19 protein-coding genes are annotated in these 18,242 nt (G+C 64.9%); 5 read left to right on the top strand and 14 right to left on the bottom strand.

The genetic code is table 11. From position 1 onward, the window contains the following. The first annotated feature begins 283 nt into the window (after positions 1–283). Together CAF92_RS15540 and CAF92_RS15545 are read left to right on the top strand one after the other, a co-directional pair. Complete coding sequence (locus tag CAF92_RS15540) at positions 284–544, top strand: hypothetical protein (protein WP_085601292.1); 261 nt, start codon at positions 284–286, stop codon at positions 542–544. An 89-nt stretch (positions 545–633) separates the two neighbouring features. Next, positions 634–813 carry a hypothetical protein gene (locus CAF92_RS15545; protein ID WP_178081800.1) on the top strand — a complete coding sequence of 60 codons (180 nt, stop codon included), beginning with the start codon at positions 634–636 and terminating at the stop codon, positions 811–813. Positions 814–1,151: 338 nt separating this feature from the next. Here the strand turns inward: CAF92_RS15545 and CAF92_RS15555 are convergent, their stop codons facing one another. From CAF92_RS15555 to CAF92_RS27465, 9 genes are all read right to left on the bottom strand, one after another. Further along, a complete protein-coding gene (locus tag CAF92_RS15555; RefSeq protein ID WP_085601293.1) occupies positions 1,152–1,916 on the bottom strand; it encodes a hypothetical protein in 765 nt (254 codons plus the stop codon). A gap of 64 nt (positions 1,917–1,980) precedes the next feature. Beyond that, entirely contained in the window at positions 1,981–3,258 is a 1,278-nt protein-coding gene (locus CAF92_RS15560; protein WP_085601294.1) for a bifunctional O-acetylhomoserine aminocarboxypropyltransferase/cysteine synthase, read from the bottom strand. Between the two features lie 118 nt (positions 3,259–3,376). Beyond that, positions 3,377–3,814, bottom strand: a complete 438-nt coding sequence (locus CAF92_RS15565; protein ID WP_085601295.1) for a hypothetical protein — start codon at positions 3,812–3,814, stop codon at positions 3,377–3,379. Positions 3,815–3,877: 63 nt separating this feature from the next. Further along, complete coding sequence (locus CAF92_RS15570) at positions 3,878–4,567, bottom strand: hypothetical protein (protein ID WP_046614039.1); 690 nt, start codon at positions 4,565–4,567, stop codon at positions 3,878–3,880. Positions 4,568–4,747: 180 nt separating this feature from the next. Continuing rightward, complete coding sequence (locus tag CAF92_RS15575) at positions 4,748–5,464, bottom strand: aspartate/glutamate racemase family protein (RefSeq protein WP_085601296.1); 717 nt, start codon at positions 5,462–5,464, stop codon at positions 4,748–4,750. Then, positions 5,461–6,657: a DUF917 family protein gene (locus CAF92_RS15580; protein WP_085601297.1), complete on the bottom strand. Its 1,197-nt coding sequence runs from the start codon at positions 6,655–6,657 to the stop codon at positions 5,461–5,463. The genes CAF92_RS15575 and CAF92_RS15580 overlap by 4 nt, the downstream gene beginning before the upstream one ends. A gap of 30 nt (positions 6,658–6,687) precedes the next feature. After that, positions 6,688–8,946, bottom strand: a complete 2,259-nt coding sequence (locus CAF92_RS15585; protein ID WP_085601298.1) for a sigma-54 dependent transcriptional regulator — start codon at positions 8,944–8,946, stop codon at positions 6,688–6,690. A 124-nt stretch (positions 8,947–9,070) separates the two neighbouring features. Continuing rightward, positions 9,071–10,828, bottom strand: coding sequence for an OPT family oligopeptide transporter (locus CAF92_RS15590; protein ID WP_085601299.1), 1,758 nt, complete (start codon positions 10,826–10,828; stop codon positions 9,071–9,073). Positions 10,829–11,011: 183 nt separating this feature from the next. Then, positions 11,012–11,152, bottom strand: coding sequence for a hypothetical protein (locus tag CAF92_RS27465; RefSeq protein ID WP_178081801.1), 141 nt, complete (start codon positions 11,150–11,152; stop codon positions 11,012–11,014). Positions 11,153–11,363: 211 nt separating this feature from the next. Here CAF92_RS27465 and CAF92_RS27470 point away from each other — a divergent pair, with 211 nt between their 5' ends. Further along, a complete protein-coding gene (locus tag CAF92_RS27470) occupies positions 11,364–11,519 on the top strand; it encodes a hypothetical protein (protein WP_178081802.1) in 156 nt (51 codons plus the stop codon). An 80-nt stretch (positions 11,520–11,599) separates the two neighbouring features. Here CAF92_RS27470 and CAF92_RS15595 read toward each other — a convergent pair whose 3' ends face one another. Beyond that, positions 11,600–12,571: a GlxA family transcriptional regulator gene (locus CAF92_RS15595; protein ID WP_085601300.1), complete on the bottom strand. Its 972-nt coding sequence runs from the start codon at positions 12,569–12,571 to the stop codon at positions 11,600–11,602. A gap of 130 nt (positions 12,572–12,701) precedes the next feature. On the opposite strand from CAF92_RS15595, the gene CAF92_RS15600 reads away from it, so the two are divergent. After that, complete coding sequence (locus tag CAF92_RS15600) at positions 12,702–13,343, top strand: HD domain-containing protein (RefSeq protein WP_085601301.1); 642 nt, start codon at positions 12,702–12,704, stop codon at positions 13,341–13,343. Positions 13,344–13,395: 52 nt separating this feature from the next. Here the strand turns inward: CAF92_RS15600 and CAF92_RS15605 are convergent, their stop codons facing one another. The 3 genes from CAF92_RS15605 to CAF92_RS15615 form a co-directional block, all read right to left on the bottom strand. Next, positions 13,396–14,445, bottom strand: a complete 1,050-nt coding sequence (locus tag CAF92_RS15605) for a 5'-nucleotidase (RefSeq protein ID WP_085601302.1) — start codon at positions 14,443–14,445, stop codon at positions 13,396–13,398. 62 nt (positions 14,446–14,507) lie between these two features. Next, positions 14,508–14,999, bottom strand: a complete 492-nt coding sequence (locus CAF92_RS15610; RefSeq protein ID WP_046614034.1) for a DUF1543 domain-containing protein — start codon at positions 14,997–14,999, stop codon at positions 14,508–14,510. A 213-nt stretch (positions 15,000–15,212) separates the two neighbouring features. After that, on the bottom strand, positions 15,213–16,127 hold the full coding sequence (locus CAF92_RS15615; RefSeq protein ID WP_085601303.1) for a LysR substrate-binding domain-containing protein: 915 nt from the start codon (positions 16,125–16,127) through the stop codon (positions 15,213–15,215). A 94-nt stretch (positions 16,128–16,221) separates the two neighbouring features. On the opposite strand from CAF92_RS15615, the gene CAF92_RS15620 reads away from it, so the two are divergent. Beyond that, on the top strand, positions 16,222–17,397 hold the full coding sequence (locus tag CAF92_RS15620) for an MFS transporter (RefSeq protein ID WP_046614032.1): 1,176 nt from the start codon (positions 16,222–16,224) through the stop codon (positions 17,395–17,397). Positions 17,398–17,464: 67 nt separating this feature from the next. On the opposite strand, the gene CAF92_RS15625 is transcribed toward CAF92_RS15620, so the two are convergent. Then, positions 17,465–18,088, bottom strand: coding sequence for a glutathione S-transferase family protein (locus CAF92_RS15625; protein ID WP_046614031.1), 624 nt, complete (start codon positions 18,086–18,088; stop codon positions 17,465–17,467). Positions 18,089–18,242: the final 154 nt, after the last annotated feature.

The following is an 18,242-nucleotide window of genomic DNA, read 5'->3' on the forward strand; positions in this document are numbered from 1 at the left end:
TTCGGCGATCGCGAGGGCGATACGTTGGCTGATGGTCATGAGCGATCCTCGTGTTGGACAGGTCCTTGTCGACCTCTGAACACTAACGGGGAATCGCTTTCCAGAGAGGCATTGGGCGTCCTAAAAGCTTGTAGGAAACGTCTCTAAATAGTGGTTTAGCTCTATAGGGACCATGATCCGTACCCCGGCCTTTTGCGCCACCTGTCGAACCCAAGGCACTGCTGCTGGTTGTTTCCCGTCCGATCTGTATGCGCGATCAACGCGCAAACCCAGGAGAACTTCCATGGCAAACGATCAGAAAGGCCCGGGCCTCGAGCAAACCGAGTCCGAGCCAAGGCAAGACGTCGGCGAGGCGTGGTCCGAAAAGCGTCCCGTCGATTGGGACCCACCGCCTGGCAACCCCGGTTCGGACCAGGACGGGCAGCCTGGCAGCGGTGACGGAGAGGTCCCGCTACCTTCGGATGACGAAGGCCCGATCGAGGAGGAGATGGAGGACGTGCAGGCCAACAATTCGGTTTCCGCCGAGCACCCGCAGCCTCGCTGACGGGAGGAACGAATGCGGTTCACACCTTTCTTGCGAGGTACGCAGCGATGAGCCCCGATCCAAATGTACAAGGCGGCACGAACCCGGACATGCCTACTTCACCCGAACCGGCCGTTGACCCCGACCGCCCGACCATACCCGACCCCGACGACGACCCGCTCATGAACGAAGAGGAGGGTGGTGATTGGCAGGAGGAAGACAGCCTGGCTGATGACGGCAGGCAAAGCGTAGAGCAGCCTGCGGAAGACGTGGATCAGCGCAGGGAATGACCATTGATAGGGCAGAGCCCTGTGGGAGTGGGTTTACCCGCGAAGAAGCCAACGCGGTGGCTGGCACCGGCTGCGCCGGTGTTCGCGGGTGAACCCGCTCCCACAGGTACTGCGGCTGCCTTGAGGGTTGTGGTGATCCTGTGGGAGCGGGCATGCCCGCGAAGAATCCAACACGGTGTATGGCACCGGCTACGCCGGTGTTCGCGGGTGAACCCGCTCCCACAGGTACTGTGGCTGCCTTGCCTTGAAGGCTGTAGTGATCCTGTAGGAGCTGGCTTGCCTGCGATGGGCTGCGCAGCAGCCCCAATGGACGCAGCCCTGGCATGCACGCCGGCGTATCACCCCCGTCGCAACACCGCCGCCAACCCCACGGTCAGGATCACGGCACAAAGCATTGCCAGGCTGATGGCAATTGCGACACCCCAGGCATCGAGCAGCCCCGCCAATACCAGATAAAACGCAATCACCCCCACCGCCCCGATCGCATTTCCCCGCACCATCGCCGCCATCCCGGCACGGCCATTCTGCACATGGGCAAACACCACCAGCGGCCAGGCAATGACCGGAATCGGCGCAAGCATCCCGCTGGTCGCCGGGCCCAGCCAGTTGGCCAGGCTGGTGGTGACCATCAGCAAAGAAGTGGCAGACACCATGCGCAAGGGGATTTCCCAAATCCGATTTCGCGGCCGGACCAAGGTGTCTGGCCTGGGCTCGCGGCCGCTGGCGCGTATCAGCCCCCCTATCAACAACAGCGCCACGGCAATCGACAGGTGCAGGCTGCCCCAGTGGGTAAATGCATGGGCAGCCATGCCATAGAACAGCATCGCCAGCAGCACGGCCGGGGTGATGCCGAGCCTGCGTGTGGCGAACAGGTAGAAGGTGTACGTGGCCTGCACCGCCGCCAGGCCGCCCAGGGCGCCGGGCACCGCACCCAGGGCGAAGGCCGTGCCCTGTTCCAGGCACAGGAAGGTCATTACCAGTGCCGAGGTGATCGGCAGGCCGGACAACAACCCGCCGAGCAGGCCGCCCCAGCGACGCGAGGCGAGGGAGATGGCCCACATCAGGAGAGGGGTGACGATCAGCTTGAGGTAGAACAGGGTCATCGCAAGGCTATCCAGATGTGCGAAAGGTGCGCCCGCCGTCGGCATTGGGTAGGGCGCAGATGAATCAGCCGCGGCTGGCATCCAGCGCTTGAGCCAGGTCGGCGATGATGTCGTCGCTGTGCTCGATGCCGATCGACAGGCGCACCATGTCCCGTGGCACGCCGGTCTTTTCCAGTTCCTCGTCATTGAGCTGGCGGTGGGTGGTGGAGGCGGGGTGGCAGGCCAGTGACTTGGCGTCGCCGATGTTCACCAGGCGCACCACCAGCTGCAACGCATCGATGAAGCGTGCACCGGCCGCCTGGCCGCCCTTGATGCCGAACGACAGGATCGACGCCGGCTTGCCGCCGGTGTAGCGCTGGGCCAGTTCATGCTCGGGGTGGTCGGGTAGCCCTGCATATTTCACCCACGCCACCTGCTCGTGCGCTTGCAGGTAGCGGGCGACCTTCAGCGCGTTCTCGGTGTGGCGCTCCATGCGCAAGGCCAAGGTTTCCAGGCCTTGCAGAATCAGGAAGGCGTTGAACGGCGACAGCGCGGCACCGGTGTTGCGCAACGGCACCACGCGGCAGCGGCCGATGAAGGCGGCGGGGCCGAAGGCCTCGGTGTAGGTGACGCCGTGGTAGGACGGGTCGGGGGTGTTGAGCAGCGCGAAGCGCTCTTTGTTGTCGGCCCAGGGGAATTTGCCGGAGTCGATGACGATGCCACCGATGCTGGTGCCATGGCCGCCGATGTACTTGGTCAGCGAGTGCACGACAATATCGGCACCGTGCTCGAACGGCCGGCACAGCACCGGGGTGGCCACGGTGTTGTCGACGATCAGCGGTACGCCATGACGGTGGGCAGCCTCGGCCAGCGCGGCGATGTCGACGATGTTGCCGGCAGGGTTGCCGATGGACTCGCAGAACACCGCCTTGGTGCGCGAATCGATCAATGCTTCGAGGGCGTCGATGTCGTCATGCGCGGCGAAACGGGTGTGGATGCCCATGCGCGGCAGGGTGTGGGCCAGCAGGTTGTAGGTGCCGCCGTACAGTTTTGCCACCGAGACAATATTGTCGCCGGCCTCGGCGACGGTCTGGATGGCGTAGGTGATGGCCGCCATGCCCGAGGCCACCGCCAGCGCGCCAACCCCGCCCTCCAGGGCGGCCATGCGCTGTTCGAGCACATCGTTGGTGGGGTTCATGATGCGCGAGTAGATGTTGCCGGCCACCTTCAGGTCGAACAGGTCGGCGCCGTGCTGGGTGTCGTCGAAGGCGAAGGAAGTGGTCTGGTAGATCGGTACGGCCACTGCCCGAGTGGTTGGGTCAGGGCTGAAGCCTGCGTGGATGGCGAGGGTTTCCAGCTTCATGCAATCGTTCCTTGAGCGTGGTGTGGAGCGAACGAGCATGTGGCGGGGGGAGGGTGTGGGTCAAGCGTGAACGCGCGATGGGCTGCCCGGCAGCAGCCCATCGCGTTCAAGGGTGCTTCTACTGGTCCTGGCGGCGCACCTGCATCAACCACTGCCCGGCCTGCCAGGCACCGCCTACCGCGATCAGGCCCGCCACCGCGCGCCAGTCACGGAAGAACAGTCGCATCGCGTTGATGGTGGGTGGCGCGTCGCTGCTGCGGACGAAGATGCGGATCCGCGAGGGTTGCGGGGCGGGATCGGTCTCCTCGTAGCGGTGCTGCGGCAGTGACGCGGGGCTGAGGCCCTCCTGGATGATCAGGTAGTCATGGCCCTGCTGAGTCACGCGGGCATTGATTTTCTCTTTCTTCAACTGTTCGACCAGCCCTCTGGTGACGCTTTCGATTTGTCGATCCACGGTATGGACGAAGTCCAGTAACTGGGCGCCACTCACCTTTGAGTCGGCCGTAAACGCCAGCGGGCCGGCGTCGAGGGTGGCGATGTCAATGGGTTTGTTCATTTTCAGCTCCTTGCCGAATCCGGCGACATCAGGCCGGCGCGCTGCTGCGCGCCGGCCGCAGCTTCAGGCGTGTTCAAGAACCCTGCCAAGGCGCTCCTGGCGGGCAGCGATCAACCGTTGGGTAGCCTCGTAGGATACTTTGGTCACTTCGGAGTAGGTTATGGTCAGTTTGATATTGGCGCCGTCCATGCGCGCAGTTGCGGTTGCGCAGTTCATGCCACTGGGGAACTTGATCTCTCTTGGGCCGACAACGACGTTGCTGCTGATGACTTCACCCAGCTGTACTTTCTGGAACAGCCCCAGGTAATAAGTGGGTGTCACCTTGAACTGAGCCTGGCCGCTACCGACCACATCCGGCTTGAACACCGAACCCTGCCCGCTCATGCCGATACCCAGGTTGGCAGGCAAGTTCGATTTGTTGTTGATCTGGATGCTGTCTCCGGGCGCCGAGCCGCTACCCAGCACCAGTTGCTGTACGTTGTCCTTGAACACACAGTCCCAGACCGATCCGAGCTGCGTCGACAGGGTCTGGCTGGCCTTGTACACCCCAACGCCACCGACCTGCCGATAATTGGCGATCACCACGTTGTAGTCGATGGTCCACTCCACCCCGCTGAAGCCCTGGGTGGGCACGGTAGTCTGCTTCCAGGACACGCTGTCGAGCCCTACCGAGCTTGGCAAGGTCTGGTAGACCGCGAGGGTCCAGGTATCGTTGGTCTGGTTGTCGAAATCTACATAGTAGTCAGTGCTCATGATGCTCTCCTTGTCATGTGGGCCGAGCGTGTGGGGTCACGCGCTCGGCCCAGTGACAGGAGCATCGATCATGCCAGGCTGGTGATCGCTTTCCTTTCAACCAGTTAGGCCGAAAAGCAGGGATACAGGTGGACGTTTTCGTCCACCCGGGGGAGCCCAAGGCGGACGTATCCGGCCACCTCAGCCAAGGGGCGCCCTGGCGTAGCACAAACGGCTCGGACGCACCTTCATCCGTACCAGCGACAGCAGGAAGCCGAAGCCACACTGGTTGGGGTCCAGCACCGGTACGTAGCAGCCAAGGTCCTGTTCGATAAGCTTCGACAAGCGCTCGGCGACACCCATGAAGCCGGTACAGCCAAGCAACAGTGCCTGCGCGCCATCCTCGTTGATGGCAGCCAGCCCGGCTTGCAATGCCTTGACCAGTACCACCTCCACATCACCCAACTGGGCTACCTGGCAGTCGATGGCACGGATCGAGGCAAAATTGATGCTTTGGCCATAATTGGCCACATGGCCGCGTTGCAGGGCCAGGGTGCTCTGCAGGATGGTGATGATGGAAAACCGCTGACACAACCCCAGGGCGCTGAACGCGGAGGTGGGGAAGCCGCCAATGATCGGGATATCGATCACTTCGCGGGCAGGCTCCACGCCGCACATGTCGAAATCGCTCAGCCAGATACCGTCGAACCCCTGTTGCTCAAGCTGCTGGGCCAGGCGCACCACCGCCAGGGCGTTCTCGGTGAGATTCAGCCGGTTCTGGATACACGGGCTGCCATGGTCGATGTTGTACACCTGGACCTCGACATCCGGGGGCACCACTGGGGCTATCGAGGCCAGCAGGCCCTCGTTGTAGTCGCTGCTGTTTACCGGAGCGAGAACCGCAATACGCAGGCTCATGGTCGTAACTCCTGCAGTTGCTCGATGCTTCGGTAGGCGCCCATGTAACCCAGGTCTGCCAGCAACTGCTCGAAGCTCCACGCGATCAACCCACCGGGTTGGCGCAGCGGCGCCGCCGCCTGCCAGCCGATAAGGCAGGCAGCGCGCCCGGCATAGCTCGGGTCCAGCGAGCCGTCGGCGCGCACCAGGTCGCCGTTGGAGGCCAGTGCCGGCCCTGGGCCTTCAAAGAACCAGGCAATGCTGTCCGGGGCCATGGCCAGCGGTTGCGGCTGGTGTTTGTCCCACAGCAACAGCGACTCGTTCTCGTAGCACAGGCGCAAGCTGCCTTCTGGGCTGTCGAGGTCGATGCGGCCAATGTCAAAGCCGCCTTGGGTAGTCACGCCGGCGTGGGTCAGGTGCGCATTGCGGGACAGGCAGCGGGCCATCAGGCCGAACTGGCCAAGCCAGTCGAGCACGGCCTGGCAAGTGTGCAGCTGCCCCGCAGCCAGGGCTCTGCCCAGCGCCAGGGCGCGGCTGAGGGTGCCGCGCAGCGGCAGCGCGGAAGGCAGCTGGTCGGGGCGCATGCACCATAGCGCCAGGCCACCGAACTCACCGAACGCCGGCGAGCCGACCACAGGGCGCAACATCTGCTCAGCGATCACATTGGCGTTTTCCGGGTACCCCCGGGCCTCGGCCGGCGGCGTCACATTCAGCTCCACCACCAGTCCGCCCTGGCTGACCACGAACGCCGGCCGCGGTGGTATACCGGCAGCAGCGAAGGTGAGCATCGGCAATGAGGGCACCGCGCGCCCGGCGCCGTCCGCATCGACCACCGCCAGGCCCAGCTTGGCGGCGGCCAGGCACGCAACCACAAAGCCTAGCGCGCCGCTTTCCGGCGGCACCACGTAGGCAAGCTCGCGGCCCTGCTCATTCAAGCGCTGGCGCAAGCATTCCAGTGCCTGGATCGGCCCGAGTGGGTACTCGCAACCCCCGATCGTTTCCGGTGCACCCATGTATGCCACAACCGCGGCGTCGCCAGCACGGGCCTCATCCACCGTGACCACCCTGACGCGGTCGTGCCGGTAGAATTCCCCGACCTTGAACGCGGCCAGCAAGTGCCGGGCCGACGCCAAGGTGCCACCACCACCACTGCCAAAGAAACAACCGCCGTTGATCAACGCTTGCAGATCCTTGTGCTCCAGCTCGAATGCCATGATCGTGCTCCTGCTTTCCGGTTGAGGGGATCAGCTCGACAAACGTGCCAGCCAGCTACGCACCTTGCTGGCGGGCGGGTAGTCCAGTTGCGGGTCGAGACCGCGAAGCGCACGCACCAGGATCGACTGCACCTGGGCGCCACGTTCGCTGCGTTCGAGCAACCGGGCCAATTCCAAGGCGGCGTGCAGCCGCGCCGGCACCACGCCGAGGGTCAGCGCGGTGGACAAGGCGACGCGCAGGGTCGCCTCGGCTTCGCGGTCGTCGCCAAGCGCCAGCAGCGCCCGGCCGCGTAACAGCATCAGTTCGCACAGGTAGGCGCGCTCCTGATGGTCCTGGGCCAGGTCGAGGGCGACATCCACCAGCTCCAGGCAGGCTTCTGCCCGCCCGCCCAGCAACAGCACTTCGCCGCGCTTCCAGGCCTGGAAGCCATGAAACAGAAGGCCGCCGTTACGCAGTACATGCTGCTGGTAGCCTTCGGCAATGGCCTGTTCACCGGCTTCGTACTCACCCGATATACCTTGGTGATAGCCGCGCAGGATCATGCCCACGCCCCGGTAGAAGGAGAATTCGTGGCGCGCACTGAGCAGCTCCAGTTCGCGGGCCTGGCGCCCGAGTGCATCCCGCTCGCCCAGCACTGCGGCTAGCCAGGCCGCGCCCTGCAGGGCGACCGCGCGGTTGAAGGGGTTGTCGACCGCCTGCTCGGCGCGGGACTGCAAGCGTGCCAGCGCCTGGCGCGCCTGGCTGAACAGGCCCAGCTCGAAGGCGGCCAGGCCTTCGAAAGTGCGGGCCAGGCCCACCAGGTCCAGCCCTTGGTTCGATGGCCAACTGACCTGGTCGTCCTCCAGCAGCCTGCCGCGCGTCAGGCAGGCCAGGCTTTCCTCGAAATCGCCGAGCCAGAACAGGGTGTTGGCCATGGCCAGGTGGGCCTCGATGCGCAGTGCCTCGCCACCGGCTATCTGCGCCTGCTGCAGCATCTGTTGTGCCGTAGCGCGGGCCTCTGCCAGTTCCAGGCCCATCAACAGGGTGGTCCACAGCCCGAACGACACCGACGCCATCTCTTGCGCCTGGCCTTGGCGCGCGGCCAAGGCCTGGGCGTCCCGGTAGCTGGCCAGGCTGGTGATGCTCAACCAGCCCTCGATACTGCGAAAGCTAACCCCCAGTAACCGGTGCAACTCAAATTGCAAACGCCACAGGTCCTTGCCCTCGTAGACCCGCTCGGCTACTTCCAGGCCTTTCTGCAAAGGGCCCAGGGCGCCGCGGAAGTCGGCCCCGTCGATCAGCTTGCGGCCTTCGGCCAGGTAGCGCTCCACGGTCAGGCGCAAGTCCTGGCGCAACCGGACCCGCCGCTCGATCACCTTGCGATTGACCCCCAACAGCTGCGCCGCAGCACTCTTGTTGCCGTTGCAGCGGTTCAGCGCATGCTCGATCAGCAGTGTTTCCACCGCCGCCAGCTTGTCCGGCCCCTCAAGCCCGAGCAGCGCTTCGGCCAGTTCTACGGCAAGCGCAGAGGCGGGCGAGGGCGGTGCCAGCAACTGCTCGAGGGTTTCCCGGTCAACCAGTGGTGACGGGGCCAGGGTGCCGATGCGATCGATCGAATTGCGCAGTTCGCGCACATTGCCCGGCCAGTCTCGCTGGCACAGCAGCTCCAGTGCTGCTGCATCGAAGTGCAGCGGTCGCCGTTGCTGACGGCAGAAGTGCTCGATCAGGTCCGGGATGTCCTCCCGCCGCTCGTTCAGCCCCGGCAGTTCGAGCTCGAACACCGACAAGCGGTAGTACAGGTCTTCGCGAAAGCGCTCCTCGGCCACCAGGCGCTTGAGGTCACGGTGGGTGGCCGCCACCACCCTGCCGCGGAAGTGCCGGCTCTCGCTGCTGCCGAGCGGCCGGTACTGCCCGGTTTCCAGCACCCGCAGCAGCTTCGGCTGCAGGGCCAGGGGCAGTTCGCCGATCTCGTCGAGGAACAAAGTCCCCGCCCCAGCCATCTGCAGATGGCCCATGCGCTCGCCAACCGCGCCGGTGAACGCGCCGCGGGCATGGCCAAACAGCTCGGACTCGAGCAATTGCTCGGGGATCGCCCCGCAGTTGAGGTCGATGAACGGTTTGCCCGGCGCGCTCAGGCGGTGCAGTTGCTGGGCGATGACTTCCTTGCCGGCTCCCGTCGGGCCAAAGATCAGCACCGGCCGGTCGCTCTGCGCCACCCGCCGCAGCAGGGCTTGCAATGCCTGCATAGCAGGTGAACGGCCAGGCACGCCGTCCTCGTCGCCCGGGTGCGTGGTGCACAGTGGCTCCATGAGAATCCATCCTCGTTGGGGTGAGCCAGGCAATGAGGTATAGCAGAGCGACGCGGCCGCTGCTGCGTGTCCGGGTGGCCACTGGTCAGAACGTGGCTGCGGCATGGCCGCGCGATGCCAACCGCTACAGCATCCGCACCATCTCCCAGAACGATGCCGCCACCCCGGTAATGCTTTCCCCGGCGATCAGCCCCGCTGCGGCCGTGATTGCAAACCGCTCTGTAACGTTCGGCCAACGGCAACCGACCAGCCAGGTAACCACCGCGCCGAGCCCCATCATCATGCTGATCGATGCCGGCAGTATGAACGCCAGGCCCAGCGCGCCGGTACTCGGCAGCCAACGCGCCACCCGCTGCGGCAGCAGGCTGTCCAGCGCGCCCAGCAGTACGCCAGCCGCGCTGCCGGCCAAAATTGCCCAGCGCAGCTCTGGCGCCAGCGCCCCCAGCCCTTGCATCAGGGTCTGGGCCACGGCTTTCCAGGTGGCCACGGCTGGTGCGGGCCATTGCTCGGTGAGCAGCAAGGTCTGCGGGTCGGGAATCAGCAACAGGTACACCAGCACGCCGACCACGCTGCCGATAAGGATGCCCAGGCACTGTGCAATCAGTTGCTTGTGTGGCGTGGCGCCGATCGCTTGGCCAACCTTGAAGTCGTTCATCAGGTCGGTGGCTTGCCCGGCCGCGCCACCGGCGGTGTTGGCGCTCATCAGGTTGATGGCCACCTGGCCTGGTGCAACCAGGCCAAAGCTCAGCTGCGACAGCTTGCCGATGGCGCCGATCGGCGCAATACCGGTGGCGCCGACCACGCGCGCGGCGACCACCGCAAGGCAGATCGCCAAGGGAATGCTCAGCAGCGCCATCCACCAGTCGATGGCGAACAGCAACGCCTGAAGCGCCACCACCAGCGCAATGGACAATAGAAGCCCGCAGGCAGGCGCCAGGGAAAACCGCCCACGGGCGTGCGCTACCCGGCTTGCCTGCGCTTCGGCGAGCCTTTGCCGGGGCATTTGCAACAGGCGGGCCGACAATGAAGTCAGGGTTGCGCATACCATCAGGCTGACGCCCGGCCACAACAGCCATTCCACCAGGGCGGCGAACTGCGGGCCGCTGGCGTTCGGGGCCAGCACCACCAAGGCATGGTCGACCAGCCAAGGTGCCAGCCCGCCCCACGCCAGCGCGGCGCCGAACAGCAGCGTAAGGCCCACCCGGATGCCGATGATGCCGCCGAAGCCGACCAGCATCAGCGAAGGATCGAGCGTGAATGTCAGGCGCTCGAGCACTGGCGAGGGTGCCCAGCGCGGTATCGCCCAGACGAACCCGTCAATCCACTTCACCAGCCCCGACAGCAACGCGGCGCTGCACAGCACCTTTATCCGCATCATGGCTTCGTGGCCGTGGCGGTAGATCTGCTGCAATGTCTCCAGGGTCGCCATGCCCTCGGGGAACTTCAGGCCATGGTCATCGAGCAGGGCGGGGCGCAGATACCAGGCGATCCAGATGCCCAGGAAGCTCACGGAGAACACCCAGGCCATCATCGGCAGCGGGTCGAGTTGGTGACCGGTGAGCAGGGTATAGGCGGGGATCGGTGCGACCAGCCCGCCAGAAACGATGGACGCGGCGGCCGAGGCCACGGTCTGGTTGATGTTGCTTTCGTGCAACGTCCATGCAGGCCGGCCGTTGCCGCGCCCTGCCAGGCCCTGCCACAGGGTGAAGCCGACCAGCAAGGCGATGATCGACATGTTGAACGACCAGCCGATCCGAAGGCCCGCGTACACATTCGCGGGCGTCAGCAGAATGCCCAGCGCTACGCCGGTGAGCACCGCCCGCGGGCTCAGTTCACGTTCGATGCGAACCTGGGGAGGGGCAGTGGACGGGGCAGATCTCATGGCAATCCCTTGTCGGAGTGGTAAGCGCGCTTTGCACAACTGAGCCACTGATGCCACAAAGGTTCACTGTTGCTTCTGATTGTGAAAGGTGTCCAGCAACAGCCCCGAAGTGCTAGTGGCGACAGCGTCGTGTCTCAAGAAAAGTGCTGTGCACAGGGGCTCGCTTTTGCTGACATTGCCGAATCAAGAGAGATTCGTTCCGAAAACCAGTTGGCCGCGTTGATCACCGCTTTGCATCGCTGTGCCGAAGGCCAGTTGCAGGTCACGCTGGTGCGGGCTGGCCTGCGATACGGCGTTCACGGTGCCGCTTTTCGATGAGTTCATGCGGCGTATCATGCCGGGCGATGATTGGCGGATGGGCTAGCCTGCTTTAAGGGCATGCAAGCCGCAACCACAGGCAACGGTCCTCCCTGATGCCAGTGCGACTGTAAAGATATGCAAAGTTTCCCCGTGCCATCACTCCGCAGCTCTAGAATCCGCCCGCTGCCGAACCGGCCAACGGCCGGCAGCAGATCTAGCCTTGTGGAGCGTTGCAATGAAGTCGAAACACCTTTTCCGCGCAGCCTTGGTTGCGGCGCTGGTATCGGCCTTGTCAGGCTGCTGGATGTTCATGCCGCCGGGTGGTGGTAATGGCGGTGGCCACGGTGGGGGCGGTGGCTTTGGCGGTCATCAGGGCGGTGGCCCTCGCTAAGCTGACCTTGCGATGGAGCGCACAGCCTCGGCCGGGACGCACAAGCGTACCCGGCGCGAGCGCAAACACCTCGGTTCAGCTCACCCCGACCGCCCAAACCGCTTGCGATACTCCGCCGGCGTCACCCCCACATGCTTCACGAACGCCCGCCGCAACGTATCCGCATTGGCAAACCCGCACAGCGCCGCCACCTGCTTCGGTGCCTCTCGCCCAGCCTCCAGCCGCGCCCGCGCAGCATTCACCCGCGCCAGCTCCACCCACGCGGCCGGGGTCATCCCCACATCACCCTGAAACACCCGCGCAAAATGCCTCGGGCTCAGCCCAACCCGCGCAGCCAGGCTGGCAACCCCGTGGTCCAGTGCAGGGTTGGCGGCCACGTAACGCTGCAACCCCTGCAATGCCGAACGCCCAACCGGTGATGTCCCACCTTGCCGGCTGAACTGCAGTTGCCCGCCAGGCCGCTTGAAGTACATGACCAGGTGCCCCGCAACCAGCTTGGCAATATCTCGCCCCAGGTCTTCCTCCACCAGGGCCAGTGCCAGGTCCAGCCCGGCCGTTACCCCCGCAGCGGTACGCAGGTTGCCGTCATGCACCTGAATGGCATCGGCATCCACCTGCACCCGCGGATAACGCTCGGCCAGCGGCTGCGCCACGGCCCAATGGGTGGTCACACGCCGGTCATCCAGCAGCCCGGCAGCCGCCAGTGCAAACGCCCCCGTGCACACCGAGCCGTAACGCCGGCAAGCGCCCGCGCGTTGCCGCAGCCAGTCGAGAATGCCGGGGCGCAGGTATTGCTCGGCAGCCTGCGGTGTGCCGGCGACCAGCAGGGTGTCGATTGCCTCCAGGTCTTCGCCGATCCAGCCGTCGGCCACCAGGCGCGTACCAGAAGAACTCACCAGCGGCCCCGGTTCGCAGGCCAGCAAAAGCAGGCGGTAGGCGTCTTGGCCGGCCTGGCGGTTGGCTTCGGCGAACACATCGAGCGGGCCGCAGGCATCCAGCAGTTGTACGCCGGGCATGGCCAGGATGGCGACTGTGATGGGGGCAGAGGGCATGGTGGCTCCGGGTTTTGCATCGCAAGTCTGTTATTCGCCGACAATGGCAGTATCTGGCGTTACAAGTCAATTGAGGACATCGACTCGCAGCCGCAGACTGGGCTCGTCATCAACCCACCCAGGAGCGACCATGTCTTCATCCATCGCCGGTATCCAGCTGCCCGACAGCGTCATGGCTCGGGAAATCACCGAGCTCGTCCGTGACACGGCTTCCCCTTTGCTGTTCCACCACTCCAGCCGGGTGTTCTACTTTGCGGCCCTTGCCGGGCAGCGGCTGGGGCTGCGTTACGACAGCGAACTGTTGTACGCAGGCTGCATGTTCCATGACATGGGCCTGACCCATCAGCACAGCAGCGATTGCTACCGTTTCGAGGTGGACGGTGCCAATGCGGCGCGCGATTTCCTCCAGCGCCACGGCGTGGACGAGCGCGATGTCGAGCGTGTGTGGACGGCGATCGCGCTGCATACCACGCCGGGCATTCCAGAGCACATGCACCCGCTGATCGCTCTGGTCACCGCGGGGGTAGAGACCGATGTGCTGGGGCTGCACCACGAAGGGCTGGAAACTGCCGCACGGGATGCCGTGGTCCAGGCGCACCCGCGTGGGGAGCGGTTCAAGGAGGCGATCATCCAGGCGTTTTACGACGGGATCCGGCACAAGCCGCAGACCACGTTTGGCAACGTGAAGGCGGATGTGATCGCCGACAAGGAACCTGCATTCCGGCCTGGGAATTTCTGCAGCATCATCCGGCAGTCCTGCTGGGCGAGCTGAGCAAAGCGGGCAAAGGCTGCAGAGCTGTCCCGGCACATTCAACTGTTGCGCATCAACCCTGGGGCCGCCTTGCGGCCCTTTCGCGACACAAGGCCGCTCCCACAGGTTCAGCGACAACCTCGGGAGCAACGCTGTACCTGTGGGGCACGTCGTGCGCAGAGTCCGCCGCCGAACGCTCGCGATTCGCCACCCCGAACGGCACATGCACCATCGGCAAATCCCCCGCCGGCGATTGCAAATGGCTGCGCTGGTCATCAAAGAACACATGCGGCTTCAGTATCGACAGCACCCTGGGTTTTTCCATCCCTCCCAGAAAGAAGCACTCGTCCGGCGAAACGCCCCAGTCTTTCAAGGTCGTCACTACCCGCTCGTGCGAAGGGGCATTGCGCGCCGTCACGATCGCAATCCGCAAGATGCGCTGGTACGCCGGGTCCTCGGCCAACCTGCGGTCCTCGAGCATGCGAATCAGCGAAAGCTTGCGGTACAGGTCGGCCAACGGCCCCGGCGAATGCGGGATGCCCTTGCGCACGCGTTCATGCTCCTGAAACTCGTCCAGGTTGTCGTCGCGCTTGTACACGCGCTCGGCCTCGTCATCGGCAATCACCCCGTCAAAGTCGAAGGCCACCCGCAGTTCGGTGTCGATCTCGTCATCGTAGATGCGTGTCGGCAGCACCCGCCCGGCCGGGTAGTTGGCGTCGATGGCTTTCTGCACATCTTCCTCGTTGGCGCTGAGGAACAGCGAGGCATTGAACGCCGGGATGTACTCGTAGGGCGAGCGGCCCGACATGAACGCCGCGCGGGTGATGTCCAGCTGGTAGTGGCTGATCGAGCGAAACACCCGTAGGCCGGTTTCCGGCGAGTTGCGCGACAGCAGCACCACCTCCACCGGCAACTGCTCGGGGAAGGCCTGATTGATGCTCAGGAAGCGGCGGATGAACGGGAACGCCACGCCTTTGGGGAAGGGTTCGTCCAGGTTCTGCTGCTGGTGCTGGCGGTAAGCCTCGACGCCCTGGGTCTGGTAGATGTCGTCCGAGACGGTGAGGTCGAACAGCGCACTCGAAGCAACGCCGATGACCAGTTTCTGTTCGATGGGGTAGGGCATGAAGCAACTCCTGAGCGTGAGCTGAAGGCAAGTGTACCGCGCGCTTAGCGGCGCTGTTGGCGTCAGATCAGGATGTAGTCGTTACGCACCACCACCGGCTCGTGTGCGCCTTCGACCAGGTGCACGAACTGGCCTGCTACCTGGTCGATCGCCAGGCAGTCGTCGACAGCCAGCAAGGCATCGGTATGCGGCTTCAGCCAGTCCGCCTGCATGCGTTGCTTGCCCAGGGCCTTGGCCTCGGTCTTGTTGTGGGCGGTGACCAGCAGGTAGCGGTGGGCCTCGCCGAACACTTCGCGTTCATAACCACCGAGGTTGATGAAGTACAGGCGCAGCGCACCGCGGGCGGGGGCGTGCGGGCGCAGTTCGATGCGCTGGCCGTCGACACCATGCACCTCCAGCCACGAATCGATGTGCAAACCTTTCGGGCTGCCGAACCAGGCCTGGCGCAACTGCGGGTAGGCCTGTTCGAAGGTGTCGGCCAGGGCGAACACCACATCGTGAACTTCGATCTTGGCGCCGGGGTGGCGGCCTCCGAGCATGACGACGTAAAGCATGGGCGGTCCTTTGCGGGGCTAACGTAAGAATGCGGCATTGTACTGCCTGATTCGCGGATGCCGCTTTCATGGAATTGCACAGGACTCACTGAATTAGCAGGGCCCCTGTGGGAGCGGCTTTAGCCGCGAACACCGGCGCAGCCGGTGCCATACACTGTGTTGGATTCTTCGCGGCAAAGCCGCTCCCACAGGGTACGCGTACCGTTTGCGAATTCAGTTCTCTGCGCGACAGCTCCGGCCTGACAGTTGTTCTACCAGAAAATCCACGAACACCCGCACCCGCGCCGGCATCGCCGGGCCGCCGACGAACACCGCATGGATCGGCTCGCGATCACCCGGGTTGTACACCTCCAGCAACGGCACCAGCTGCCCGTTGGCCAGGTCGTCGGCCACGGTAAAGGTACCGATGCGCGCCACGCCGGCGCCGAGCCTGGCCAACTGCGCCAGGGCCTCGCCGCTGCTGCATTCGATGTTGCCCGTCACCTTCAATGAAAAGACCTGCCCGTCGCGGCGGAACGGCCAGTCGGGCGCGGCGCGGCGGAAGTTGAAGCGCAGGCAGTTGTGCCGGGCCAGGTCCTCTGGCACAAGCGGCGTACCGCAGCGCGCCAGGTACTCGGGCGAGGCGACGATCACCTGGCCGGTTTCGCCAATGGCACGAGCGCTCAACGAACTGTCCGGCAGGTGGCCGAAGCGCAGCGCCACGTCGGCCTGGCCGCCGAGAACGTCGGCCACTTCGTCGCTGAGGGTAAGGTCGACCAGCACCTGCGGGTAGCGCGCGCTGAACGCTGCCAGCAGCGGTACCACGGTCAAGCGGCCATGGCCCAGCGCTGCACTGACCCGCAAGCGCCCGCGTGGCACGCCCTGGTCGGTGATGGCCTCTTCCACTTCGAGCATGTCGGCCAGCACCCGCCGTGCACCGCGCAGGTACGCTTCGCCCTCGGGCGTGAGGGTGAGCGCTCGGGTGGTGCGCAGCAGCAGGCGGGTGCCCAGGCGCTGTTCGGTGCGCGCCAGGATGCGGCTCACCGCCGAAGGTGTCAGGCCCAGCGCCCGGGCGGCGGCGGACAGGCTGCCCTCCTGGGCCACCTTGGTAAATATTTCCATCTCGCCGGATCTTCCACTGAAGTCCATTTGTGCCTCTTCAGCAAAGGTGGTTCGCAAAAATGCAGTCTAGTGCGGCTTGGCTTGGGATCGTAGCATCTGCAGCACAGATAAGGAGCTTGCCATGCGTATCAATCCACCTCTTGTCGCACTCGCCATCGGTGCCTTCGGCATCGGGGTCACCGAGTTCGCCCCCATGGGCATGCTGCCCAGCATCGCCACCGACCTTGGCGTCTCCATCCCCGCTGCCGGGTTGTTGGTCAGTGCCTATGCGATCGGTGTGCTGATCGGTGCGCCGCTGATGACCCTGGCCACGGTGAAGATCCCGCGGCGTTACCTGCTGATCGGGCTGATGGCCATCTTCACCCTCGGCAACCTGATGTCGGCCTTGGCCAGCGACTACGCCAGCCTGCTGGTTGCCCGCGTGGTCACCTCGCTGAACCACGGTGCGTTCTTCGGCATCGGCTCGATCGTCGCGGCCAGCGTGGTGCCGCCCGAGAAGCGCGCCGGGGCCGTGGCCGCCATGTTCATGGGGTTGACCCTTGCCACCATCGGCGGTGTGCCGCTGGCGACCTGGTTCGGTGAAATGCTGGGGTGGCGCACGGCATTCTGGGGCATCGCCGGGCTCGGCCTGGTAGCAATGACCACCCTCTGGTACGCACTGCCCAACGTGCCGTCGCCCAAGGGCGGCGGGGCCATGGCCGAAATCCGCGTGCTGGGCCGCGGGCCGGTGCTGGCGGCATTGCTGCTGACTGTGGTGGGCTCCAGTGCGATGTTCACGGTATTCACCTACATCGCGCCGATCCTGCAGAGCGAGGCGGCAGCGTCCACCACTTTCGTCACGGCCATGCTGGTGTTGTTCGGTGTCGGCCTGACCTTGGGTAACGTGTGGGGCGGCAAGGCGGCGGACCGTTCGATCGACCGTACCCTGATGCTGTCGCTGGCCGTGCTGATTGCGGTGTTGCTGGTGTTCCCGCTGGTGATGGACTGGCCGCTGGCGACTGCGTTGGCGGTCCTGGTGTGGGGCGCTGCCAGCTTTGCCCTGGTGCCGCCACTGCAGATGCGGGTGATGGAGGCGGCCAAGGATGCGCCCAACCTGGCGTCGGCGGTGAACATCGGGGCGTTCAACCTGGGGAATGCAATTGGTGCGGCGCTGGGTGGGGCAGTGATCAACGCCGGGCTGGGGTATTCGGCGGTTTCCCTGGCGGGGGCGGCGATGGCGGCTTTGGGCCTGGTGATGGTGCTGCTGTTCGCCTGGCGGGGGCGGGCGGGGGCTGCGGCGAGTCAGGTTGCTGTGTAACCGGTGGAGACTTTCGGGGGCGCTTTGCGCCCCATCGCGACACAAGGCAGCCCCACAGTTTTGCCCGTCACGGCGTACCGTTACGGCCATGCAGGTGATAGGCCGGGCGCTCGCTAAGCCGCTCGTAATAATCGCGCACTGCCGGCAGGTGCGGGTGCTCGAATGGCGTTTCGAACCAGCGGTTGACCGACAGGCCAATGGGGATGTCCGCCAAGGTGAACTGGCTACCAGCCACGTAGGCACCGGTGTTTGCCAGCTGGCGGTCGAGAATGCGCATGTAGCGCGCCCAGTCCGCGCAGCCGGCGGCCAGGGCCTGTGGGTCCTGGTGGGCGGGCGAGTGCCTGACCAGCGACATGAACGCGTAGCTCCACGAACGGTTGAGGTCCGAGGCCTGCCAGTCGATCCACTGGTCGATCCTGGCCCGCGCCTGCGCCTCGCCCGGGTAGAACCCGGTGGCGCCATAACGCGTGGCCAAGTAGCGGATGATGCTGTTGGATTCCCACAGGGTAAAGTCGCCATCCTGGATCACCGGGATCATGGCATTGGGGTTCAACGCAAGGAACTCGGCGCTGTCCGTGGGCTTGAAGCCCGCCCCCCAGTCTTCGCGCTCGAACGGGACCTCGAACTCGGCGCACGCCCACAGAACTTTTCGTACATTGATGGAGGAGGCTCTACCCAGTATCCGTAGCATGGTGTTCATCCTTGTGGGGGGACACCGATCGTCCGTCACTGCCGGGTTACCGGTCAAGAGCCTGAGTGGTGACGGAGCATCCCCTTTGTAGGGTTCTTGTAGTCCATTTCTGAAAGTAAGCCTTTCCACCCCCAAGGTTATTGTGGCGGGGCAG

Source organism: Pseudomonas sp. B10(2017), from assembly GCF_002113295.1.
In the GTDB taxonomy this organism is placed as follows: Bacteria; Pseudomonadota; Gammaproteobacteria; order Pseudomonadales; family Pseudomonadaceae; genus Aquipseudomonas; species Aquipseudomonas pudica.